Here is a 24,228-nt window from a genome sequence, read left to right on the forward strand (position 1 = left end):
ATGTCGGAAGCACTTCTGGTCCAGGAGGCGGGAGCGGCCACGGTCGCCGCTCCCGCCTCGGGGGCCCGGCTGTTCCGGCGGCGGCTGCGCGCACAGCGCGCGGCCACCGCCGCGGCGGTCGTGGTCCTCCTGCTCGTCCTGGTCGCGCTCGCCGCGCCGCTGCTCACCGCGCTCGCGGGCCAGGACCCCAACACCTACCACCCCGACCTGGTCGACTCGGCCGCGGGAGGGGTGCCCATCGGCCCCTTCGGCGGCATCAGCGCCGAGCACTGGCTCGGCGTCGAACCGCAGACCGGCCGCGACCTCTTCGCCCGCATCGTCCACGGCGCCCGCGTCTCGCTCGGCGTCGCCTTCGTCGCCACCCTCCTGCAGGTCTCCATCGGCCTCGTCGTGGGACTCGCCGCGGCGCTCGGCAACCGCTGGGTCGACCAGGTCCTCAGCAGGATCACCGACATCAACGTCGCCCTGCCGCTCATGGTCATCGCCCTGGGACTCCTCGCGGTCATCCCGCCCTCCTTCCCCCGGCCCGTCCTGATCGCCCTGGTCATCGGCGGAATCAACTGGGCGGGCACGTCGAAGATCGTGCGCGCCCAGGCGCTCAGCCTGAAGTCCCTCGACTTCGTCGCGGCGGCCCGGCTCAGCGGGCGCGGGAAATGGAGCGTCGCCCGGCGCGAGCTGCTGCCCTCGCTCGCCGCACCCGTCATCACGTACGCCGCGCTGCTCTTCCCCGTCAACATCACCGTCGAGGCGGCCCTGTCCTTCCTCGGTGTCGGCATCAAACCGCCCACACCGTCCTGGGGACAGATGCTCACCGAGGCGGACACCTGGTACCAGTCGGCGCCCACCTATCTGCTGCTGCCGGCCGGACTGCTCTTCGTCACCGTGCTCGCCCTGACCGTCCTCGGCGAGGGCGTCCGCACGGCACTCGACCCGCGGGCCGCGTCCCGGCTGCGGATCGGCACCGGACGCAAGGAGCGCGGGGAACGTACGAAGGGGCGGGCGTCATGACCGGATTCCTGCTGCGGCGCGCCGGCGGCGCCGTCTTCGTCCTCCTCGCCCTGACCGTCATCCTGTACGCGGTCTTCTACGTCGCCCCCGGCGACGTCGCCCAGATCGCCTGCGGCCCGCGCTGCTCGCCCGCGCAGGTCGCCCAGGTCACCGAACAGCTCCGGCTCGACGACCCGGTGTACACGCAGTACTGGCACTTCCTCCAGGGCATCGTCGCCGGACACGACTACTCCACCGGGACGGGCACCGAACACTGCTCCGCGCCCTGCCTCGGCGTCTCCTACCAGAGCGACGAGCAGGTCACCCAGCTGATCCTGGCCAAGCTGCCGGTCACCGGTTCGCTCGTCATCGGCGCCTTCGCCGGATGGGTCCTGCTCGGTGTGGGCACGGGCGTGCTGTCCGCCTGGCGGCGGGGCCGCATCACCGAGCGGGTGCTGACCTGGCTGACCCTGGCCGGGACGGCCACGCCCGTCTTCGTCATCGGGCTGCTGCTCATCATCGTCTTCTGCTCCACGCTCCAGTGGCTGCCGTCGCCGACCTACGTGCCGTTCACCGAGAACCCCGAACAGTGGGCCTGGGGGCTGCTGCTGCCCTGGGTGTCCCTGGCGCTCATCGAGTCCGCCAAATACGCCCGGCTGACCAGGAGCTCCATGCTGGAGACCCTCGCCGAGGACCATGTGCGCACCTTCCGCGCCTACGGGGTCGGCGAGCGGGCCATCATCGGGCGGCACGCGCTGCGCGGCGCCGTCGCACCCGTGATCGCCCTCAGCGCCCTCGACTTCGGCTCCATGTTCGGGGGCGCGGTGCTCACCGAGTCGCTCTTCGGGATCCCGGGCATCGGGCGCGAACTGGTCCACGCCGTCAAGGTCGTCGACCTGCCGGTCGTCGTCGGCATGGTGCTGGTGACCGGCTTCTTCGTGGTGCTCGCCAACGCCGTCGCGGACGTCCTGTACGCGCTGGCCGACCGAAGGGTGGTCCTGTCATGACATCACCGCTGGTCCGGGTCGAGGACCTCACCATCGACTTCGGCACCGTCCGGGCCGTGGACGGCCTCTCGTTCACCCTGGAGGCGGGCGGCGCGCTCGGCGTCGTCGGCGAGTCCGGTTCCGGCAAGAGCGCGTCCGCGTACGCGCTGCTCGGGCTGCACCGCGGTACCGGGGCCCGGGTCACCGGGTCCGTCCACGTCGCCGGTACGGACGTGGGCGCCGCGGACGAGACCGAGCTGAGGGCCCTGCGGGGCGCGAAGGCCGCCATGGTCTTCCAGGACCCGCTCTCCTCGCTCGACCCGTACTACACGGTCGGCGACCAGATCGCCGAGGTGTACCGGGTGCACACCGCCGCCTCCCGCAGGGCCGCGCGGGCCAGGGCCGTCGAGGTCCTGGACCGGGTCGGCATCCCGGACGCGGCCCGCCGTGCCCGGTCGCGGCCGCACGAGTTCTCCGGCGGGATGCGGCAACGGGCGCTCATCGCGATGGCCCTGGCGTGCGAGCCCCGGCTGATCGTGGCCGACGAGCCGACCACGGCCCTCGACGTCACCGTGCAGGCCCAGATCCTGGACCTGCTGCACGACCTGCGCCGCGAGTCGGGCATGGGGCTGCTGCTGGTCACCCATGACGTGGGCGTCGCGGCGGAGAGCGTGGACGACGTCCTGGTGATGCAGGACGGGCGTGCGGTGGAGCGCGGCCCCGTCGCCGAGGTGCTGGGTGCGCCCCGGCAGCCGTACACCCGTGAACTGCTGGCCTCCGTGCCCCGGGTGGACGTGGGGCGGGCGGCCGTCCCGGGCCCGCGGACCGCGCCTCCCGGCGGTGAACCGCTGCTCGAAGCCGTCGGGCTGCGGCGCGAGTTCGGCCGGGGATCGGGCCGTGTCGCCGCCGTGGACGGGGTCTCGCTCACCGTCCACGCGGGCGAGACGCTCGGCATCGTGGGAGAGAGCGGAAGCGGCAAGACGACCCTCGGGCGCATGCTCGTACGGCTGCTCGACCCGACGTCGGGCCGGCTCCGGTACGCGGGCGAGGACATCGGCTCGCTCTCGGAGAAGGCGTTCCGCCCGCACCGCCGCGAGCTCCAGATGGTCTTCCAGGACCCGGTCGCCTCGCTCAACCCGCGCCGCTCGATCGGGGAGTCCGTGGCCGATCCGCTCCGCGCGGCGGGGGAGGGCGACGAGACCCGGATCCGGGACCGGGTGAGCGAACTGCTGGAACGGGTCGGGCTCGACGCCGACCGGTACGACCGCTACCCGCACGAATTCAGCGGCGGGCAGCGGCAGCGGGTCGGGATCGCCCGTGCGCTCGCCGCCGAACCGAAGCTGATCGTGTGCGACGAACCGGTCTCCGCGCTCGACGTCACGACCCAGGCGCAGGTGATCGCGCTCCTGTCGGAGCTCCAGCGCGAGCTGGGCATCGGCCTCGTCTTCATCGCCCACGACCTCGCGGTCGTACGCCAGGTCAGCGACCGGGTGGCGGTGATGCGACAGGGCCGGATCGTCGAACAGGGCGCGGTCGACGAGGTGTACGGATCGCCGCAGGACCCCTACACGCGACAGCTCCTGGCCGCCGTCCCGGCACTCGACCCGGCGCTCGCCGCGGTGCGCCGCACGGCCCGCAAGGAGCTGGCCGCAGCCTGACCCTGCGTAACCTCCGTCCCCCTACAGCGACAGAACGCCACCGGGGCGGGAAAGTTACGACGGTTCACCCCTTTCGGTGGTGCGACGGACAACCGTCCGTCGCACCACCGGTGTGTCCGCTTACGGTCGTCCCGCTGCGAGTCGCCGATCAACGGCGGCTGCCCACAAGGGAGATCGAGGGGTGTGCTCGTGCGGATCGGACTCCTCACGGACGGTGGCTATCCGTATGCGACCGGTGAGTCCAGGCTCTGGTGCGACCGTCTGGTGCGCGGCCTTCCCCAGCACGAGTTCGACCTCTTCGCGCTCAGCCGCTCCGCCCACCAGGAACAACAGGGCCGGGTCAGGCTCCCCGACGGGGTCGGCCGGGTGCGTACCGCGCCGCTGTGGGCGCACGACGAGGACACACACGGAGCGCGCCCGAGAGGCCTGCCGAGCCGGCTCGCGACCGGCCTGGGGCGCTCGTACGGACGGCGTGACCGACGGCGGTTCACGGCGCATGTGACGGCGCTCGTCGGCGCGGTCTGCGCGGGTACGGACCCCGGGCGCTCCGAAGGCGCCGGGGCGGACCTCTTCACGGAGGGCCTCTACGGCCTCGCCGAACTGGCCAGGGAATGCGGTGGCCTGCACGCCGCCCTGCGCTCGGAGGCGACCGTGCGCCTGGTGGAGTCGGCCTGCCGCGCCCCCGGCACCGGCCGGACCGTCCACAGCGCCACCGTCCCCGACTACCTCGCCTTCGCGGCCGAGCTCGAACGCGCCCTGCGCCCCCTCTCCCTCGACTGGTACGACGAGTCGGGCCTCGGCGCCGTGGACCTCTGCCATGCGGCCTCCGGAGGCGCCGCGGCCCTGCCGGGACTGCTGGCCAAACGCTTCTTCGGGGTGCCGCTGCTGGTGACGGAGCACGGTGTGCCGCTGCGGGCGCACTATCTCGCGGCGCCCGACGCCCCGTTCAGCGCGCCGGTGCGCGCCCTGCTCGCGAACTTCCACGGACGGCTGGCCTCCGAGGTGTACCGGCAGGCCGCGGTCATCACCCCCGGCAACACCCACGTACGCCGGTGGCAGGAGCGCTGCGGAGCAGATCGCGCGAAGCTGCGCACGGTCTACCCGGGCATGGAGGCCGAGCGCTTCGGGCCCGTGGGCGAGAGCGACGACGGCGGTGGCCCTGACACGCTCGTGTGGATCGGGCGCGTCGAGCCGGCCAAGGACCTGATCGCGTTGCTGCACGCCTTCGCCGAGGTGCGCCGGGCCGAACCGGACGCCCGACTGCGGATCTTCGGCGCGCCGGCGCAGGGAAGCGAGGGCGACACGTACCTCGCCCACTGCAGGGCACTCGCCGCCCAGCTCTTCCCCGACGAGGCCACCGACGCGCACGCGGTCGGCGACAACCCGGTCACCTTCGAGGAGATCGGCGGCCCCGAGGCGCCCGATCTCGCGGAGGCCTATGCGGCGGGCGGTGTCGTCGTCCTGTCCAGCGTGGTCGAGGGCTTCCCCATCAGCCTGGTCGAGGCGATGTTCTGCGGCCGGGCCACCGTCTCGACCGATGTGGGCGCCGTGGTGGAAGTCGTCGGCGGTACGGGGCTCGTGGTGCCCCCGCGTAACCCGCGGGCGCTCGCCGATGCCTGTGTCGCGCTGCTGCGCGACCCCGAGCGCCGCGCACGCCTGGGCGCGGCGGCGCGTGCCCGGGCGCTCGAACTCTTCACCGTCGAACAGAATCTGGTGGCATTTCGCGGCATCTACCTGGACCTGGTGGCGCACGCCCCGGCCAGATGGACGGCGGGCGCGCACGTGGAGGACCCGGGGGGCCCACCGCGCCCGTTCGCCACGCCTCCCGAGGCCCATGTACTGGGCCACCTGCCGCCCGTACCCGTCGGCTCCGGCGCCGCACGGCTGCCGAGCTGGGCCATGGGCGCCGACGGCGTGTGCGCGGACGCACACGGAGCGGGGGACGGCGATGCGTGACGACGTGACCGGCCATGACCACGGAGGAGCCCCCATGGGCAGACCGACCGACCCCTCGGCCGTCTCGGCTCCGGCTTCCGACGAGGAGAGCGCGACCGGAGGCGAGCCGGAGCACGCTCCCGCGGACGCGCACCGGACGGCCGACGGCGCGTCCAGGAGGAGCGCCGGAGGCGCGCGCGCCGCTCTCCGCGCCCCCGAGATCGCCTACCACCAGGCCCGGCCCGCCGCGCGGCGCGGACCCGCCGACCCCGTGAAGGTGCTCATGCACCGGCACCGGGAACTCTGCGAACGGGCCGTCGACCCGCTGGAGATCGCCGCGGGCCTGGAGGCGCACGGGCTCACCGACCGCACGGCCGCCCGCTACCGGCACCGTGACGTCTTCTCGCTGGCCGAGGAGCTCTACGCCCGCGTTCCCGGCGCCGGCCGGTCCGCCGCTCCCCGCGCCCCGCAACCGGGCCCGGGGCCCGACACCGGGGCGCGCGCCGGATGGACGCTGCTCGCCCTGCTGCCCGGCGCCGCCTGCCTCGCGACCGTAGGCGCGCTCCGGAGCACCGAAGGGCTCCTCGGCGGAGAGGCCCGGCTCGCGACGACCGCCGTCGGAGCGCTGCTCGTCCTCCTCGCGCTCCGGCTCTGCCTCCGCAGCGGGCCGCTGCACGCCCCGGCGGGCACCGGGACCGTCACGCTCTACGTCTGCTGGCTCCTCGGCCATGTCGTCTACGGCGACGACCTGCTCGCCCAGGTCATCAGCGGCGGCCCCGACGGACACTGGACCGCCGCCCCCGCCCCGCTGCTCGGGCTGGCCCTCGCCGTGGCCCCCGCCGCCTGGTGCGCACACCTGTTCGCCGTCCACGCGCACCACAGGCTGGCCGGAAGCCATGTACTGGCGGAGTTCGGCGCCGGCGTGCGCCCCCTGCTGCTCGGCATCGTCACACTCTTCCTGTGCGCCCTGGCCGCGCTGCTCCTCCTCGCCGATCTCGGCTACGGAGGCGACGGTGCCCCCGTGGCCCCGGCCGCCCTCGGCGTCCTTCTCTTCCTGGCCCGGCTCCTCGCCGTCCACGGCTTCCCCGAACCCGCCGCCACCGGCCTCGCCGCCGCCTGCGCCGTCGAAGTGGCCGCCCCGTTCCTCGTCCTGGCCGGGCGCCTGCCCGGCCTCGACCTCCTCGCCCGGCCGGTCGACGCAGTCGTCGCGGCGGCGGGCACCGGCGGCGTACCCGCGCTCGCCTGCGGCATCGCGGCCCTCGGGCTGCTGATCCACGCATCCGTGACCCTCTCCCGGGCCTCCGCACACGCCACGGCGTAGCCGGACCCGCCCACCTGACCCCCGCGGAGCCGACGCCGCGGATCCCCGTACCGCTCACCCCTTCCTCAAGGAGACACCGGACATGACCCCCCAATCCCCCGCACCGGCAGGCCGCCGTCGGCACCGAGGGGGCGCGCGATGAGGGTTCTGCTGCTCGGAGCCAACGGATTCCTCGGCCGCTTCGTCGCCGACCGCCTGCTCGCCGACCCCGCCGTGCACCTCACGGCACTCGGCCGCGGCGACGACGCCGACGTACGGTTCGACCTCGCCGGCGGCAGCCCGGGAGCGCTCACCCGCTTCCTGGACGCCGTCCACCCCGGCGTCGTCGTCAACTGCGCGGGGGCCACCCGCGGGGGCGCCCGGGACCTGACCCGGCACAACACCGTCGCCGTCGCCACGGTCTGCGAGGCAATGCGCCGCAGCAGCTGCAGCGCCCGGCTCGTCCAGGTCGGCTGCGCCTCCGAGTACGGGCCCTCCCAGCCCGGCTCGTCCACCGCCGAGGACGCCGTGCCGAGGCCCGGGGGCCCGTACGGCGTGAGCAAGCTCGCCGCCACCGAACTCGTCCTCGGCTCGGGCCTGGACGCGGTCGTCCTGCGGGTCTTCTCCCCGGTCGGCCCCGGCACCCCGGCGGGCTCCCCGCTCGGCCGGCTCGCCGAGACGATGCGCCGCGCCATGCAGTCCGGCGATCCCGAGCTCAGGCTCAGCGGCCTCGGCGTGCAGCGCGACTTCGTCGACGTACGGGACGTGGCGCGCGCCGTGCACGCCGCTTCGCTCTCCGCCGCCCAGGGCGTCGTCAACATCGGCACCGGCCGGGCCGTACGGCTGCGGGACGCGGCAGCCGTCCTCGCCCGGGTCGCCGGATACGCGGGCGCACTCCACGAGCTGGACACGCCCCCCGCCCGGCTCCCCATCGGCGCCCCCCGCGCCTCCATGGAGTCCGTCGTCGAGCACCTCTCGGCGACCCCGTCCCCCTACCCGGACGGCTGTGGCGCCTGGCAGCAGGCGGATGTCCGCACGGCCCGGGACCGGCTCGGCTGGCGCCCCCGGATCAATCTGGAGGAGTCGCTCGCCGACATCTGGATGGAGGCGGCATGCCGTATCTGACCAGTACCGGTGCCGCCGTGCGGACCAGCGGCGCCGAGCGGTTCGGCGTCGGTGTCCCCGGCTACGCCCATCCGCTGCTCGCCCCCGCCGAATGGGCGGAGCTCAGCCGCCCCGGCACGCCGCTGCACTGGGCGGTGCTCAACATCGACGACGGACCGGGCATCCGCCCCGACCCGCACTGCCTGGAGGCGGCCGGCCGGCTCCGCAACGCCCGCGAGCGGGCCCTGCACGGCGAGGCCCCGGACGACACCGTCCGGGCGGCGGGCGGCAGGCTGCTCGGCCACCTCGACCTGGCCTTCAGCAGCCGGCCCTTCGACGAACTGATCGCCGACGCCCGGTCCTTCCTCGACTGGTACCGGGTCGGCGGGTTCTACCTCGACCGCTGCCCGGCCGAGCGCGCCGAGCTCCACGCCGTCCGCCGGCTCACCGGTACCCTCGCCGCGCTCCTGGAGGACAGCGACAGCGCGGACGAGGAGGGCGGCAGGCTGGTCCTGGGGCACGGCACCCACCCGTACCCGGGCTACGCCGAGGCAGCCGACCAGCTGGTCACCTTCCGGGGCCCCTGGACGGACTACCGCTGGGCGCAGGTGCCCGAGTGGACGGCGGCGTACGAACCCGGCCGCTTCGCGCACTTCGTCCACGGGGTTCCGCGGACCCACCTGGAGGAGGCCATGCGCATCGCCCGGTGGCAGGGCGCGGGCACGATCTTCTTCACGGACCGGGACGGCGCGCGGGGACAAACCGATCCATTCGCGGCGCTGCCCAGCTACTGGGACGAATTCGTCTCGCGGATCGGACCGGGTATCTCGGAATGAGGAGGGGCGTGGCAGTGTTACGGGAGAACAACCGTACGTAGATGAAGTACGTAGAAACCGACCACCTGCATTGTTGAGGTTCCTGTGTCGCTGCCACCCTTGGTCGAGCCAGCTGCTGAGCTCACCGTCGACGAGGTCCGCAGGTACTCCCGCCACCTGATCATCCCGGATGTCGGGATGGACGGACAGAAGCGGCTGAAGAACGCGAAGGTGCTCTGTGTCGGTGCCGGCGGCCTCGGCTCGCCGGCCCTGATGTACATGGCCGCGGCCGGTGTCGGCACGCTCGGCATCGTCGAGTTCGACGAGGTCGACGAGTCGAACCTGCAGCGCCAGATCATCCACAGCCAGGCCGACATCGGCAAGTCCAAGGCCCAGTCGGCCAAGGAGACCGTGCAGGGGATCAACCCCCTGGTGAACGTGATCCTTCACGAGGTGCGGCTCGAAGCCGACAACGTGATGGACATCTTCGCTCAGTACGACCTGATCGTGGACGGCACGGACAACTTCGCCACCCGCTATCTCGTCAACGACGCCGCGGTCCTGCTGAACAAGCCCTACGTATGGGGTTCGATCTACCGCTTCGACGGCCAGGCGTCCGTCTTCTGGTCCGAGCACGGTCCCTGCTACCGCTGCCTCTACCCGGAGCCGCCGCCCCCCGGCATGGTCCCGTCCTGCGCCGAGGGCGGTGTCCTGGGCGTGCTCTGCGCGTCCATCGGCTCCATCCAGGTCAACGAGGCCATCAAGCTGCTCGCCGGTATCGGTGACCCGCTGGTCGGCCGGCTGATGATCTACGACGCCCTGGAGATGCAGTACCGCCAGGTGAAGGTCCGCAAGGACCCCGACTGCGCGGTCTGCGGCGAGAACCCGACCGTCACCGAGCTCATCGACTACGAGGCCTTCTGCGGCGTCGTGTCCGAGGAGGCCCAGGAGGCGGCGGCCGGCTCCACGATCACTCCCAAGCAGCTCAAGGAGTGGATCGACGGAGACGAGAAGATCGAGATCATCGACGTCCGCGAGCCGAACGAGTACGAGATCGTCTCGATCCCGGGCGCCAAGCTGATCCCGAAGAACGAGTTCCTGATGGGCAGTGCGCTGCAGGACCTGCCGCAGGACAGGCGCATCGTCCTGCACTGCAAGACCGGTGTCCGCAGTGCCGAGGTCCTCGCGGTCCTCAAGTCGGCGGGGTTCGCCGACGCTGTGCACGTCGGCGGCGGCGTGATCGGCTGGGTCCACCAGATCGAGCCCGAGAAGCCGGTCTACTAGAACCACCGCACCACGCACGGGAAGGGGCCGGCTCCGCAGGGGGCCGGCCCCTTCCCGTTCTCGCGCGCTCCCGCGTGCGGGGGACCGTCAGGAGCAGGTCCGCCCGTCCGCGGGGACCTTCCCGTCCAGGAAGTAGGCGTCCACGAGCGACGTCACGCAATCGCTCCCGCCGTACGAGCCGTGCCCCTCACCCTTGTTGGTCAGCATCACACCGACACCCTCGCCCAGCTCGTCGGCCATCTTCCGCGCACCCTCGTACGGCGTCGCCGGGTCACCGGTCGTGCCGACGACGAGTATCGGAGCGGCCCCCGGGGCGCTCGCCTCCGGGGTGTCGTGCTCCCCGTCGACCGGCCAGTCGGCACACCAGCCGGCCGTGTCCCACGCAAGGAACGGGCCGAAGACCGGCGACAGTTCCCGGAACTCGGGGAGCAGCGCCCGCGCCTCGGCCGCCGTCGGCCTGGCCTTGGTGTCGGCACAGGAGATCGCACGCTGGGAGTGGTTCTGGGTGTCGTAGTGCCCGCTCTCGTCACGGCCGTTGTACGAGTCGGCCAGCTGGAGCAGCCCGTCGCCCGTACCGCTGTTCTCGGCCTCGTCGAGCGCCTCCGTCAGCTGCGGCCAACTGCTCCTGGAGTAGAGGGGCGTCACGATGCCGGTGAGGGCGAGGGTCTCGTTGAGCCGTCGGCCGGAGGAGGTCGGCAGCGGGTTCCGGTCGATCTCCCGCAGCAGCTCCGTTATCCGCCGCGTACCCGTTTTGGGGTCCTGGCCGCGGTCCTGCAGGTAGTTCTCCAGCGCCCGCTGGAAGCCCATCGCCTGGTTGCGCGCGTGGCCCACCGTGTCGGCGGTCGGGTCGACGACGGCGTCCAGCACGACCCGTCCCACCTTCTCCGGGAAGAGATGGGCGTACGTCCCGCCGAGCTCCGTACCGTACGAGATGCCGAAGTACGACAGCTTCCGGTCGCCGAGCGCTTCGCGGATCGCGTCCATGTCCCGGGCGGCGTTCGTCGTGCCCACGTGCGGGAGCACCGTGCCGGACAGGCGCTCGCAGCCGGCACCGAAGTCCGCGCCGTCCTCGACGAACGCGGCCTCCTCCGCCGGAGTGTCCGGCGTCATGTCGATCCCCCGGGAGGCCTGCTCCTGCTCCTCGTCGCTGCGGCAGCGCACCCCGCTGCTGCCCGCGACGCCGCGCGGGTCGAAACTCACCAGGTCGTAGCGCGTGTTGAGGTCCCCGTACGAACCGGCGGCACGCGGCAGGATGTCGACGCCCGAACCACCGGGCCCGCCGAAGTTGAAGAGGAGCGAACCGATCCGCTCGCTCTTCCGCGTCGCCTGTTTGCGGATCAGCGCGATGCCGATGGTGTCCCCGTCCGGCTTCGCGTAGTCCAGCGGCACCTCGACGGTGGTGCACCGCCAGTCCGAGCCCGGCTCCCGGCCGCCCTCCGGGGCCTCGCAGCGCTTCCAGTCCAGCTGCCCGGCCCCGGACGAGCCGGACCGCGGCGGGGCGGGGCTGTCGCACCCGGCGAGGACCCCCGCCACCAGCAGGGCCGCTCCGGTCAGGACCGCGGCCCGGCGGGCCCGTCCGTGTACGCGCATGTGCGTTCCCTCCCCGATGCCCGAAGGCCGGTACCGCGAAGGCGGTGGGGCGGGCGCCGGGCGTTACAGATGTCCGGTCATGCTAATCGCCGCTACCGACAGCGACGGTCCACGGGTGACGTCGGGGTGGGTCATGATCACTCGCAGACCGTGCCCGAGGCCGGTACCTTCCCCTCCAGCAGATAGCCGTCCACGGCCTTCTGCACACAGACGCTGCCCCCGTTGTAGGCGCCGTGGCCCTCGCCCTTGTAGGTGAGCTCGATCCCGACCCCCTTGCCCAGCTCCGCGGCCATCGCCTTCGCGCCCGCGTACGGGGTCGCCGGGTCCCCCGTGTTGCCGATGACGAGGATCGGGGCCGAGCCCGGGGCGCTGACGTCCGGGGTCTCCCAGGCGCCGGCGACGGGCCAGCCGGTGCAGGACATCAGCCCCCAGCCCAGGTAGTCGCCGAACACGGGGGACGCCTTCCGGAACGCGGGAAGTGCCGCCCGCGTCTGCTCCAGCGTGAACCGTTGCTCGGAGTCGGCGCAGTTGATGGCCACGTTGGCGGCACTCGAATTGTCGTAGTGGCCGTCCTCGGTGCGGCCGTTCAGCGAGTCGGCGAGCGCCAGCAGCAGCCCGCCGTTGTCGCCGTCCGCCTCGTCCAGACCCTGTTCGAGCAGCGGCCAGGTCTCCTTCGAGTACAGGGCGGACGCGATGCCGGTGGTGGCCTGGGTCTGCGTCAGTTCCCGTTCACCGAGCCCCGGGACGGGGTTCTTCTCCAGCTCGGCCAGGAGATCGGCGATCCACTCCTGGACCTCCTGCGCCGTGGTTCCGGGGAGCTTGCAGTCGTCGCGCTCCGCGCAGTCGGCGGTGAAGTTGTCCAGGGCGAGCTGGAAGCCCTCGGCCTGGCCGAGCGAGGACTGCTCGGAGTCCTCCGTGGGGTCGACGACGGCGTCCAGGACGGCCCGGCCGACGTTCTGCGGGAACAGATGGGCGTAGACACCGCCCAGTTCGGTGCCGTACGAGATCCCGAAGTAGTACAGCTTGTCGTCGCCGAGTACATGGCGCAGCAGGTCCATGTCCCGGGCGGCGTTCGTCGTGCCGACGTAGGGCAGTTCGTCCCCGGAGTTCTCCTGGCAGTCCGCGATGTAGGACTTCAGGTCGTCGACGAAGGCCTGCTCCTCCTTCGCGTCGTCCGGGGTGCCGTCCATCTCGTACCGTGCGTCGAGCGCGTCGTCGTCCGAGCATTCGACGCCCTCGCTGCGGCCGACCCCGCGCGGGTCGAAACTCACCAGGTCGTAGCGGGTGCGGAGCGAGTCGTACGCGGTACCGAAGGACGGCAGCGTGGCGACACCGGAGGCGCCCGGCCCGCCGAAGTTGAAGACGAGGGAGCCGATCCGCCGGTCCTGGTTCCTGGCCGCGGCGCGGATGAGCGCCAGCTCGATGGTCCTGCCGTCCGGATCCGCGTAGTCCAGCGGCGCGTCCATGAAGGAGCACTCCCAGGTCGTGCCGCCCGGCAGGGGGGAGGGCGTGGTGCCGCTGCCCTGGGCCTCGCTCGGAGCGGTGCAGGGCTCCCAGTCGAGCTTCTGGTCCGCGAGCTTCCGCGGTGTCGCGGTGGGGGACGCCGTCGACGCGGCGGAGGGCGTGTCCCGGTCCGTACCCCCGCCGTCGTCTCCGTCCGAACAGCCGGCCAGAGGCAGAAGCACGGCGGTGGTGGCGGCGAGGGCAGCGGCGCGCAGGGCAGGGGAAGTCCTCATGACCCCATCGTGCGGCGGGGCGCCGGGGACCGCGCGGGGCGCGGTCCATGCGAGTGGCCCGCGCCCGCGCCGTCCGCCCTAGAGCTCGCCCTTGCGGGTCAGCTGGTTGAAACAGATCCAGCCCGGGAGCACCGGCAGCCACAACGTCATCACGCGGTACAGCAGCACCGCCGGCGCCGCGACTTCACTCGGCAGGCCGACCGCGATCAGCCCCAGGGTCAGCGCGCCCTCCACCGCGCCCATACCGCCCGGGGTGGGTGCCGCTGACCCGATGGCGTTGCCCGCGAGGAAGACCACCGCGATGCTGGCGTAACTGAGCTGCGGCACATCGGGACCGCTGAACGCGCGGATCGACGCGTCCAGGCAGAGCACGAACAGGCCGGTCAGCAGCAGCATGCCGCCGATGCCGGTGACCAGCTTCTGCGGGCGCTGCACGACGTCGAGCATGCGCGGTACGACCCCGGCGAACAGCGACCGCACCCGGGTCACGACGAACTTCCGCAGGAAGGGGATCGCGGTCACCACCAGCACGAGCACCGCGGCGGTGAGCAGCCCCGCGATGACCGTCCTCGACGGGGTGAGCGAGTCCGGTGTCCTCTCCGTACCGGTCAGATAACCGAACAGGGCCAGCAGCAGGATGTGGCAGCCGAGGCCGAACAGCTGGGAGGCGCCGACACTCGCGACGGCGAGCCCCGGGCGCACCCCGGCGCGTTGCAGGAAGCGCGTGTTCAGCGCCACACCGCCGACCGCGGCCGGCGCGACGATCTTCACGAAGGACCCGGCGACCTGTGCCACCACGGTCTTCCTGAACGGCACCCGCTCGGGCACGAAGCCCAGCAGGCTCATGGCCGCGGCGACGTAGCTCAGGGCCGAGAAGCCCAGTGCCGCCGCCACCCAGCCCCACTCCGCCTGCTCCACGACCGTGCTGAAGTTCGCCTCGGTGACCTGTGAGATCAGGAAGTACGCGGCGATCGAACCGGCGATGAAACTGAACAGGGTGCGCGGCTTGATGCGCTCCAGCCGCACCGGTTCGACCGGCGCCTGCGGCCGGATCAGCAGCACCTCCCGGCGGATCTGGGCGAGCAGATCCTCCTCGCGTGCCTCGTCCAGGGCATCGTCGATCGCCCGCTTCTCGGCCTGCTTCTCGGTGCGCAGCGACTTGCGTGCAGTCTTGCGGTCGTCGCCGGCCACCTCGTGCTCTTCCGCCTTTGCCTGCTTGGCTGCCTGTGACGCCTCCAGCACGGCCTCCCGCTCGCGCTGCGAGCGCTCCCGGGCGATCCGGCGCAGCGTCGCCCGGGAGGAACGGCTGAGCGCGATCGGCTGGAGCAGGGGCAGCGAGTCGGCGACGGCGTCCGGCCCGAGCACCGCGAGGGCGCCCGCGACGGCCCGTTCGGCACCCACCCGCAGTCCGGTGGTGGTGAGCAGCTGGGCGACGTCCATGCGCAGGATCAGGTCACCGGCGGCGATCTCCCCGCCGCGCAGGTCCGTGACGAACACCGTGCCGGAACGATCCACCAGAATCGCGTCCCCGGTGAGCCTGCGGTGCGCGATCCGCCGCGACTGCAGCGCCCGCACCTGTCGCCAGGCGCCCCGCAGCAGCTCGTCGGTGATCTCCTCGTCCTCCATGGCGTCCAGCGAATGCCCGCCGATGTGCTCGTACACCAGCATCACGGCATCGGGGCCCAGCTCGGACGTGGCGATGAGTTTGGGCGCGTTGGCCCCGGCGGCGATCGCCGCGTACGCGAGCAGCGCCTCCTGCTCCAGGGCCTGGCGCAGCGACTGGATGGAGCGGCGCTGGGTGATGCTGCGCAGGGTGAGCCTGCGCCACACCCGGTAGAAGAAGCCCTGGGCCTGCTGTTCACGGTCGACGACCGTCACGTCCAGCGGTGGACCGTCCTCCAGGGTGACCAGATAGCTGCGGCCCCGGTCGATCTGGTCGATGCTGTCGGGCGTGTCCTCGGTGCGCATCGCGGCGACCGGACGGAAGCCGACATGACGCAGACCGGCCATCAGATGCTGGCCGGTCGGCCGGACGTTCGGCGAGCCGACCGCGTAGAGCGTGCCGTACGCCACCGTCCAGCCGATCAGCACGGTGAGGACGATCGAGAACGGTGTGGTGTACCCGCCGACCAGCATCGCGAAGGCGTCCAGCAGCAGCACCATCCACAGCACGACCCGCCACCGCGGTCTGCGGGCCATCCCGACCGCCGTCATGTACGCGATGACGGGCGCGAGATAGCCGTGCACGGGATCGGTGAGCGCGTCACCGGGCTGGGGCTGGGTGAGCGCGTCCCTGATCGTCCCGGAGGCCGACCTGGCGACCCAGAGATCGGTGGCCAGTGTCACCCCGTGGGCCAGTACTGCGGCGAGCACGCCGTCCGCGATGCGCAGCCCGTCACGTTTGACGAGCCGCTCGATCGCGAAGGCGACCGGCACGAGCAGTACGGCGATGCTGGACACCAGCCCGGCGAGCTTGATCAGCAGGTCGGGCGCCTGGTCCGTGCCCTTGGAGATGTCGTCCTCGAGGCCCGTGGTGGTGCCCTGGGCGAAGGCCGCGATGGAGAAGAGCAGGGCGATCGCGAGGACACCGATCAGGAGCCGCAGCAGATCGGAGGGGCGGTGCACCCGGGCGGGCAGCAGCGGCTCGTCGCCCGACACCCGGTCCGTGAGCGCCGCGTCGGCCGATGCCAGGGTCGAGCCCGCGATGTGCTCCGCCGACTCCTCGGAAGCGCTCCCGGTGTCCGGGGCGTCCGCGCGCGGCTCGGCATCAGAGGCGTCGGCCGCCTTCGGTGGCTGCACGCCCTGCTCCTTCGTCGCCTCTGATTGGTCTTCGTGTTCTCGTATCACCGGTCACCGCCCGCATGATGGTGGCACGGCCTGCAGACAGAGGGGGGCATCAGGGTGCATTGCACAGGCGCGAGATGGCAACATACGCTGCTTCACCCCCGCGCGCACGCTGCGTGATCAGGGTGATACCCAACCGGTACGGCTGTCGGTGGCGTACGGCAGGATGGGGCGGATGAGCGAGAACCGGAAGAGCGGCGGATCCGCGGACGCCGCACCCGCGGCCCCGGAGACCGCCGAGCTGCCCCCGTACGCCGAGCGGGTCCTGGACGTCGCCGACCTGATCCCGCCCGGCCGCGTGATGACGTACGGCGATGTCGCGGAGTGGCTCGGGGACGGCGGACCGAGACAGGTCGGCCGGGTCATGGCGCTGTACGGCTCCGCGGTGCCGTGGTGGCGCGTGGTGCGGGCCGACGGGGGGCTCCTGCCGGGACACGAACTGCGCGCGCTGGACCACTACCGCGAGGAGGGCACGCCGTTGCGCGACGCCCTGCGGGACGCGGACGGGCACCTCCCGCGCCTCGACATGAAACGCGCCAGGTGGGACGGCGGACACGGTCCGGACGGGGGCGAGGAAGCTCACACCTGACAGCTTCGGCCATCGGACGCCACCGGGACGGGCGCCGGGCCGGTACGGGGAACGCCGGGGGCCGACGGCACGCGCACGTGACGAGCGACGCGGCGCATCCACTGCGTTCCGCCCCGCCGCTGGCGTAGCGTCGTCCACGCGCACCGCGCTCCCCGCCCCCGTTCCGTTCGTTCCACTTGTTCCGTCCGTTTCCCCGCGCACCCGTTGTCCCGGCGTATCCGGCGACCGAGCAGACCCGGCAGCAGACCCCGTACACCCATCAGGACCGGCGATCCACGTGAGCTCCTCCTCCACCACCCGGAACAGCCCGCACCGTCAGACACGGCGGCGGGCCCCGGGTGCGTACCGGCTGGTGCGTACGCCGCCGGGCTCGGTGGACCCCCCTCTCCTGGACGCACCGCAACGCGCGGTGGTTGACCACCGGGACGGCCCGCTGCTGGTCCTCGCCGGACCAGGCACGGGCAAGACCACGACGCTCGTCGAGGCGGTCGCGGCGCGGGTGGCCGCGGGGACCGATCCCGCCCGCATCCTGGTGCTCACCTTCAGCCGCAAGGCGGCGGTCGAGCTGCGCGACCGGATGGCCTCCCGGATGGGCGGCACCCGTGGCCCGCAGGCCACCACCTTCCACTCGTACTGCTACGCCCTCGTCCGCGCCCACCAGGACGCCGACCTGTTCGCCGACCCGTTGCGCCTGCTCTCCGGACCGGAACAGGACGTCACGGTCCGGGAACTGCTCGCCGGACAGCTCGGCCTGGAACAGGCGGGCCTCGCCCACGTCCGCTGGCCCGACGAGCTGCGGGCCTGCCTGACCACCCGGGGCTTCGCCGACGAGGTACGTGCCGTGCTGGCCCGCAGCCGCGAACTGGGCCTCGGCCCGGACGCCCTCGCCGCGTTCGCCCGCCGCACCGGCAGGCCGGACTGGAGCGCCGCCGCGCAGTTCCTCGCCGAGTACCTGGACATCCTCGACGCCCAGGGAGTGCTGGACTACGCGGAACTGGTCCACCGGGCGGTCCTGCTCGCCGAACGGCCCGAGGTGGCCTCACTGCTGGCCCGGAGCTACGACGCCGTGTTCGTCGACGAGTACCAGGACACGGACCCGGCCCAGGTGCGGCTCCTGCACGCGCTGGCCGGCAACCGGGGGAGGGCCCCGGGCACCGGGGGAGGCCGGACACTGATCGTCTTCGGCGACCCCGACCAGTCGATCTACGCGTTCCGGGGCGCCGACGTGAACGGCATCCTCGACTTCCCCGACACTTTCCGCAGGGCCGACGGCGCGCCCGCCCCAGTCGGTGTCCTCACCACCTCGCGGCGCTCCGGGGCCCGGCTGCTCGCCGCCACCCGGCTGCTCACCCGCCGGATGCCGCTCACGCGCCTGCCCTCGGACAAGGTCCGCGCCCACCGTGAGCTGACCGCCGTGCGGGACGGCGGACGCGTCGAGGCGTACACCTACCCGACGGCCTCCACCGAGCTGGAGAACATCGCCGACCTGCTGCGGCGCGCGCACCTGGAGGACGGAGTGCAGTGGCGGGACATGGCCGTCCTCGTGCGCGCCGGCGGGCGGTCGATCCCCGCCGTGCGCCGGGCGCTCACCTCCGCGGGCGTGCCGTTGGAGGTGGACGGTGACGATCTCCCGCTGCGCCACGAGCCGGCGGTCGCCCCGCTGCTGACCGCGCTGCGCACGGTCGCCACGGCGGCCCTGAACGGTGCCGGCGGGTCCGCCGGGTCCGCCGTTGACGGTGGCGCGGTGTCCGACGGCGACCTGGGCGCGCACTCCGGCACGGATTTCAGGGAGGCCACGGGCACGGACTCCGACGCGGTCACAGATCCGGACGCGGCCATGAGCCTGTTCGACACGGAGACCGCTCTCACACTCCTCACCTCCCCCCTCGGCTCCATGGACGCCGCCGACCTGCGCCGTCTCGGCCGGGCGCTGCGCGACGAGGAACGGGCCGCCGGCCATCGCGTACCGCCGCCCTCCGGACAACTGCTGGCGCGGGCGCTCGCCGAGCCCGAGCGGCTCGTCACGCACGATCCGGCGTACGCCCGCGGCGCCCAGCGCCTCGGCGCACTCCTGCGCAAGGCCCGTGAACTCCTGGAGGGCGGCGGCACCGCAGAGGAAGCCCTGTGGACCCTGTGGAACGGCACCCCCTGGCCGGGCAGGCTGGAACGGGCCGCGCTGCGCGGCGGTGCCGGCGGCCGGAACGCCGACCGGGACCTCGACGCCGTCTGCGCACTCTTCGAGACCGCGGCCCGTGCCGAGGAACGCACCGGGGGACGCGGCGCACTCAACTTCCTGGAAGAGGTCGACGCCCAGGACATCGCGGCCGACACCCTTTCCCGTCGCCATGTGCGCCCCGACGCCGTACGCCTGATGACCGCGCACCGTTCGAAGGGACTGGAGTGGCGGCTGGTCGTCGTCGCGGGCCTGCAGGAAGGTCTCTGGCCCGACCTGCGCCGCCGCGGCTCGCTCCTGGAGGCGGACCGGATCGGGCGCGACGGACTGGCCGAACCGCTCACGCCGGGAGCGCTCCTGGCCGAGGAGCGGCGCCTCTTCTACGTCGCGGCGACCCGCGCCCGGGAACGTCTCGTCGTCACCGCGGTCAAGGCCCCCGCCGACGACGGCGACCAGCCCTCCCGCTTCCTCACCGAACTCGGGCCCGAGCCCCGCGACATCACCGGCCGGCCACGACGCCCCCTGGCCGTGGCCGCGCTCGTCGCCGAGCTCAGGGCGACGACCGTCGACCCCGAGGCCTCGGCCGCCCTGCGCGACGCCGCCGCCCACCGGCTCGCGCGGCTCGCCGCACTCACCGACGACGAGGACCAGCCGCTCGTGCCCGCGGCCCACCCGTACCGCTGGTGGGGACTCGACGAGCCGACCCGCTCCGAGATCCCGCTGCGCGACCGCGACCACCCCGTCGCACTCTCCGGGAGCGCGCTCGACCAGCTCGCCAACACCTGCGCCCTCCAGTGGTTCCTGGGCCGTGAGGTGAAGGCCGACGCCCCGGCGACGGCCGCGCAGGGCTTCGGCAACGTCGTGCACGTACTCGCCGACGAGGTGGCCTCCGGACGTACAGCAGCCGATCTCGACGTCCTGATGGAACGCCTGGACTCCGTATGGAACGGCCTGGTCTTCGACGCCCCCTGGAAGTCCCGGCAGGAGAAGGACCAGGCGCGCGCCGCCCTGGAACGCTTCCTGCGCTGGCACGTCATGGACCGGTCCGGCCGGACCCCCGCCGCCAGTGAGCACGACTTCGACGTCACCCTCGAAGCGGGTGAGTACGCCGTACGCATCCGGGGCTCCATGGACCGGGTCGAGCAGGACACCGAGGGCCGGGCGTACGTCGTCGACTTCAAGACCGGGAAGGGGGCGCCGACCAAGGACGAGGTGGCCGCGCACCCTCAGCTCGCCGTGTACCAGCTGGCGGTCAGGGAAGGGGCCGTGGACGAGGTCTTCGACGGCCGCCGCCCCGAGTCCGGCGGTGCCGAACTCGTACAGCTGCGCCAGCCGGCCCCGAAGAAGGAGGGCGGCGACGCCCTTCCCAAGGTGCAGGCCCAGGAACCCCTGTCCGGGGAGTGGGTCTCCGGCCTGCTGGCGACGGCGGCCGGCAAGGTCCTGGACGAACGGTTCACGCCCACGACCGGCCAGCACTGCGGCCACTGCACCTTCCGTGCCTCGTGCAGCGCACAGCCGGAAGGCGGGCAGGTCATCGAGTGACGTCCCGCACGGGTGGCGGGCGAGGCTCCGGCTTCCCCACGGGCCGGCGGGCGGGACCCGGGGTACGTCCTGGCCGGTGGGCGGGGTTCCGGGTGACGTCCTGGCCGGTGGGCGAGGCCCCGTGGTCCCGCACGGGCTGCCGGGCGGGGCTCCGGGTGACGTCCGGTCAGGGCGGCTTTGTCGGTGCTTCCGGTTAGCCTCTCTGGAGTGTCCCCGCGTATCACCGACCCCGAGCAGCTCAAGGAGCTCCTGGGGATCCCTTTCACCCCGGAGCAGACGGCCTGCATCACCGCGCCGCCCGCCCCGCAGGTGATCGTGGCCGGAGCCGGTTCCGGGAAGACCACGGTGATGGCCGCCCGGGTGGTCTGGCTGGTCGGCACCGGGCAGGTCGCCCCCGAGCAGGTCCTCGGCCTGACGTTCACGAACAAGGCGGCGGGTGAGCTCTCCGAGCGGGTCCGCAGGGCCCTCGTCGCCGCAGGGGTCACCGACCCCGACGTCATCGACCCGGACAACCCCCCGGGCGAGCCCAGCATCTCCACGTACCACGCCTTCGCCGGACGGCTGCTCACCGAGCACGGTCTGCGGATCGGACTCGAACCCACCACCCGCCTCCTCGCCGACGCCACCCGCTACCAGCTCGCCGCCCGGGTGCTGCGCGAGGCCCCCGGCCCCTACCCCGCGCTGACCAGGTCCTTCCCCACGCTCGTCAGCGACCTGCTGGCCCTGGACGCCGAGCTCGCCGAACACCTCGTACGCCCCGAAGAGCTCGCGGAGTACGACACCGAGCTCCTCCACACGCTCGAAACGGCCAGGCTCACCAACGCCGAGCTGCGCAAGATCCCCGAGACGGCCCAGGCCCGCCGTGAACTCCTCGAACTGACCCGGCGCTACCGGGCGGCCAAACGCAGCCGCGACCTCCTCGACTTCGGCGACCAGATCGCGCTCTCGGCCGAGCTGGCCCTCACCCGGCCCGAGGTCGGCGCGATCCTGCGCGACGAATTCCGGGTCGTCCTGCTCGACGAGTACCAGGACACGTCCGTCGCCCAGCGCCTCCTCCTCGCCGGGCTGTTCGGCGGGTCGGGCGAAGGCACGGCCGGTCACGCCGTCACCGCCGTCGGCGACCCGTGCCAGGCGATCTACGGCTGGCGCGGCGCCTCGGTCGCCAACCTCGACGACTTCCCGCACCACTTCCCGCATGCCGACGGCACCCCCGCCACCCGGTACTCCCTCAGCGAGAACCGCCGCAGTGGCGGGCGCCTCCTCCACCTCGCCAACGGCCTCGCCGACCCCCTGCGCGCCATGCACGAGGGGGTCGAGGCCCTGCGCCCTGCACCCGGCGCCGAGCGGGACGGCACGGTCCGGTGCGCCCTGCTGCGCACGCACGCCGAGGAGATCGACTGGCTCGGCGACTCCCTCGCCCACCTCGTGCGGACCGGCACCCCGCCCGGGGAGATCGCCGTCCTGTGCCGGACCGCCGGGGACTTCCCCCGGATCCAGGCCGCCCTCGTCGCCAGGGACGTCCCGGTCGAGGTCGTCGGCCTGTCCGGCCTGCTGCACCTCCCGGAGGTCGCCGACCTCGTCGCGGTCTGCGAAGTGCTCCAGGACCCCGGCGCCAACGCCTCCCTGGTCCGGCTGCTGACCGGCCCGCGCTGGCGGATCGGCCCCCGGGACCTCGCGCTCCTGGGACGGCGGGCCCGTCTCCTCGTCCACCGCTCCTCCCACGGCGACGACGACTTCGACCCGGACCGGCGTCTCGCCGAAGCCGTAGAGGGGATCGACCCCGCCGAGGTGATCTCGCTGGCCGACGCCCTCGACACCTTCCTGGAGTCCGGCGGTACCGAGGACGACCGGCTGCCGTTCTCCGCGGAGGCGCGTGTCCGCTTCGCCCGCCTCGCCACCGAACTCCGGGACCTGCGCCGTTCGCTGGCCGACCCGCTCATGGACGTGCTGCACCGCGTCCTGGCCACCACCGGCCTCGAAGTGGAACTCTCCGCGTCACCGCACGCCCTGGCGGCCCGCCGCCGCGAGACCCTCGCCAACTTCCTGGACGTCGCGGCGGGCTTCGCCGCGGTCGACGGGGAAGCGTCCCTGCTCGCCTTCCTCGGCTTCCTACGCACCGCCGCGCAGTACGAGAAGGGCCTGGACAACGCGCTTCCCGGCGGCGAGGACACCGTCAAGGTCCTCACCGCGCACAAGTCCAAGGGCCTGGAATGGGACGTCGTCGCCGTGCCCGGCCTGGTCACCGGCCAGTTCCCCAGCAGCCGGTCCCGGGACGCCTGGACCTCGCAGTCCCATGTGCTGCCGCACGCCCTGCGCGGCGACACGGCCACCCTCCCGGTCGTCCACTCCTGGGACGCCAAGGGCCTCAAGGCCTTCAAGGACGAGATGAAGGCCCACCAGCACACCGAGGAGCTCCGCCTCGGCTATGTGACCTTCACCCGCCCGCGCAGCCTGCTCCTCGGTTCCGGCCACTGGTGGGGCTCGTCCCAGAAGAAGCCCCGCGGCCCGTCCGCCTTCCTGGACGCGCTGTACGAGCACTGCGTGGCCGGACACGGGGAGATCGAGGTCTGGGCCGACGGGCCCGAGGAGGACGAGGAGAACCCGGCGCTCCAGGAGAACGACGCCGACCAGGCCTGGCCGCTCCCGCTGGACGACACCGCCATGGCCCGCCGCCGCGCCGCGAGGGACACGGTGCTGGCCCACCTGGAGGCCCTGGCGGCGACGCCGGTGCCGGACGACGTGCACGACGTGGTGCCCGCGTCCGCGGGGACTCCGTACGGGTCGTTCGACGAGTCCGACGAGGCGGAGCCGCCGTACTGGGAGGAGGAGCCCCCGTACGAGGAGGAGCCTCCGTACGAGGAGGCCGAGGCGTTCTACGCGGACCCGTTCCCCGACGGTCCGCCCACCCCCTCGTCCGCTCCGGACGCCCCCGCCCCGCACGTCCCCGCCGCCCGCGCCCCCGTGGACGCCGGCCTCACCCCGGAGGAGTCCCGCACCCTGGCCTCCTGGGACCGTGACCTCGACGCCCTCGCCGGAGAGCTGCGCCGCGCCCGCGCGACCGTGCGTGACGTCCTCGTACCGGCCACGCTCTCCGCCACCCAGCTGCTGCACCTCGCCGATGACCCGGAAGGATTCGCCCGGGAGCTGGCCCGCCCCATGCCCCGGCCCCCGCAGCCCGCGGCCCGGCGGGGGACCCGGTTCCACGCCTGGGTGGAGTCCCGGTTCGAGGAACTGCCGCTGCCCATGCTCGGCCCCGACGAACTCCCCGGGGGCGAGGAGAACGACGCGGAGATCGCCGACGAACGCGACCTCGCCGAACTCAAGGAAGCCTTCGAGCGCACCGCGTACGCCCGGCGCACTCCGTACCGCGTCGAGACGCCCTTCCAGATCACCCTCGCGGGCCGGGTGATCAGGGGCCGGATCGACGCGGTGTACCGCACGGGCGACACGTACGAGATCGTCGACTGGAAGACCAGCCGGCACCGCACCGCCGACCCACTCCAGCTCGCCGTCTACCGTCTGGCCTGGGCGGAACTGAACGAGCTGCCGCTGGAGGCGGTCACCGCCACCTTCCTCTACGTACGCACCGGGGAGACCGCCCGGCCCACCGCTCTGCCCGGCCGGCCGGAGCTCGAAAAGCTCCTGCTGGACGAGCCGGCTCCGCAGGGCCGATAGGCTCAGGAGC

14 protein-coding genes are annotated in these 24,228 nt (G+C 73.0%); 11 read left to right on the forward strand and 3 right to left on the reverse strand.

The window, feature by feature from the left end:
- The 8 genes from OG524_RS24220 (at nt 1) to moeZ (ending at nt 10,069) form a co-directional block, all read left to right on the forward strand.
- On the forward strand, nt 1-1,008 hold the full coding sequence (locus tag OG524_RS24220; RefSeq protein WP_405388757.1) for an ABC transporter permease: 1,008 nt from the start codon (nt 1-3) through the stop codon (nt 1,006-1,008).
- Nucleotides 1,005-1,994, forward strand: coding sequence for an ABC transporter permease (locus OG524_RS24225; protein WP_405388756.1), 990 nt, complete (start codon nt 1,005-1,007; stop codon nt 1,992-1,994). The genes OG524_RS24220 and OG524_RS24225 overlap by 4 nt, the downstream gene beginning before the upstream one ends.
- Nucleotides 1,991-3,631: an ABC transporter ATP-binding protein gene (locus OG524_RS24230; protein WP_405388755.1), complete on the forward strand. Its 1,641-nt coding sequence runs from the start codon at nt 1,991-1,993 to the stop codon at nt 3,629-3,631. The genes OG524_RS24225 and OG524_RS24230 overlap by 4 nt, the downstream gene beginning before the upstream one ends.
- Before the next feature lie 189 nt (nt 3,632-3,820).
- Entirely contained in the window at nt 3,821-5,587 is a 1,767-nt protein-coding gene (locus OG524_RS24235; protein ID WP_405388754.1) for a DUF3492 domain-containing protein, read from the forward strand.
- Nucleotides 5,588-5,621: 34 nt separating this feature from the next.
- Nucleotides 5,622-6,887, forward strand: a complete 1,266-nt coding sequence (locus OG524_RS24240) for a hypothetical protein (protein ID WP_405811666.1) — start codon at nt 5,622-5,624, stop codon at nt 6,885-6,887.
- Between the two features lie 138 nt (nt 6,888-7,025).
- Entirely contained in the window at nt 7,026-7,991 is a 966-nt protein-coding gene (locus tag OG524_RS24245; protein ID WP_405388752.1) for an NAD-dependent epimerase/dehydratase family protein, read from the forward strand.
- Nucleotides 7,979-8,806 carry a spherulation-specific family 4 protein gene (locus tag OG524_RS24250; protein WP_405811667.1) on the forward strand — a complete coding sequence of 276 codons (828 nt, stop codon included), beginning with the start codon at nt 7,979-7,981 and terminating at the stop codon, nt 8,804-8,806. Before OG524_RS24245 ends, OG524_RS24250 begins: the two co-directional genes overlap by 13 nt.
- 84 nt (nt 8,807-8,890) lie before the next feature.
- A complete protein-coding gene (gene moeZ / locus OG524_RS24255; protein WP_405388750.1) occupies nt 8,891-10,069 on the forward strand; it encodes an adenylyltransferase/sulfurtransferase MoeZ in 1,179 nt (392 codons plus the stop codon).
- Nucleotides 10,070-10,156: 87 nt separating this feature from the next.
- On the opposite strand, the gene OG524_RS24260 is transcribed toward moeZ, so the two are convergent.
- The 3 genes from OG524_RS24260 to OG524_RS24270 form a co-directional block, all read right to left on the reverse strand.
- Complete coding sequence (locus OG524_RS24260) at nt 10,157-11,659, reverse strand: alpha/beta hydrolase (RefSeq protein WP_405811668.1); 1,503 nt, start codon at nt 11,657-11,659, stop codon at nt 10,157-10,159.
- A gap of 137 nt (nt 11,660-11,796) precedes the next feature.
- Entirely contained in the window at nt 11,797-13,395 is a 1,599-nt protein-coding gene (locus OG524_RS24265; protein ID WP_405388748.1) for an alpha/beta hydrolase, read from the reverse strand.
- 78 nt (nt 13,396-13,473) lie between these two features.
- The gene (locus OG524_RS24270) at nt 13,474-16,194 is read right to left on the reverse strand and encodes a YbhN family protein (RefSeq protein ID WP_405388747.1); all 2,721 of its coding nucleotides are present in this window, start codon (nt 16,192-16,194) and stop codon (nt 13,474-13,476) included.
- A 220-nt stretch (nt 16,195-16,414) separates the two neighbouring features.
- Between OG524_RS24270 and OG524_RS24275 the strand changes: the two genes are divergently transcribed.
- The 3 genes from OG524_RS24275 (at nt 16,415) to OG524_RS24285 (ending at nt 24,218) form a co-directional block, all read left to right on the forward strand.
- Nucleotides 16,415-16,828, forward strand: coding sequence for an MGMT family protein (locus OG524_RS24275; protein WP_405388746.1), 414 nt, complete (start codon nt 16,415-16,417; stop codon nt 16,826-16,828).
- A gap of 277 nt (nt 16,829-17,105) precedes the next feature.
- Nucleotides 17,106-20,543: an ATP-dependent helicase gene (locus OG524_RS24280; RefSeq protein WP_405811669.1), complete on the forward strand. Its 3,438-nt coding sequence runs from the start codon at nt 17,106-17,108 to the stop codon at nt 20,541-20,543.
- A 207-nt stretch (nt 20,544-20,750) separates the two neighbouring features.
- Nucleotides 20,751-24,218 carry a UvrD-helicase domain-containing protein gene (locus OG524_RS24285; protein ID WP_405811670.1) on the forward strand — a complete coding sequence of 1,156 codons (3,468 nt, stop codon included), beginning with the start codon at nt 20,751-20,753 and terminating at the stop codon, nt 24,216-24,218.
- Nucleotides 24,219-24,228 lie beyond the last annotated feature (10 nt).

The sequence above is a fragment of the Streptomyces sp. NBC_01520 genome (assembly GCF_045040375.1).
Classification (GTDB): Bacteria; Actinomycetota; Actinomycetes; order Streptomycetales; family Streptomycetaceae; genus Streptomyces.

Coding starts and splice junctions, on each gene's coding strand:
- OG524_RS24245 (WP_405388752.1), top strand. CDS start 7,026: ATGAGGGTTCTGCTGCTCGGAGCCAACGGATTCCTCGGCCGCTTCGTC.
- OG524_RS24240 (WP_405811666.1), top strand. CDS start 5,622: ATGGGCAGACCGACCGACCCCTCGGCCGTCTCGGCTCCGGCTTCCGAC.
- OG524_RS24265 (WP_405388748.1), bottom strand. CDS start 13,395: ATGAGGACTTCCCCTGCCCTGCGCGCCGCTGCCCTCGCCGCCACCACC.
- OG524_RS24275 (WP_405388746.1), top strand. CDS start 16,415: ATGAGCGAGAACCGGAAGAGCGGCGGATCCGCGGACGCCGCACCCGCG.
- OG524_RS24250 (WP_405811667.1), top strand. CDS start 7,979: ATGCCGTATCTGACCAGTACCGGTGCCGCCGTGCGGACCAGCGGCGCC.
- OG524_RS24260 (WP_405811668.1), bottom strand. CDS start 11,659: ATGCGCGTACACGGACGGGCCCGCCGGGCCGCGGTCCTGACCGGAGCG.
- OG524_RS24230 (WP_405388755.1), top strand. CDS start 1,991: ATGACATCACCGCTGGTCCGGGTCGAGGACCTCACCATCGACTTCGGC.
- OG524_RS24225 (WP_405388756.1), top strand. CDS start 1,005: ATGACCGGATTCCTGCTGCGGCGCGCCGGCGGCGCCGTCTTCGTCCTC.
- OG524_RS24220 (WP_405388757.1), top strand. CDS start 1: ATGTCGGAAGCACTTCTGGTCCAGGAGGCGGGAGCGGCCACGGTCGCC.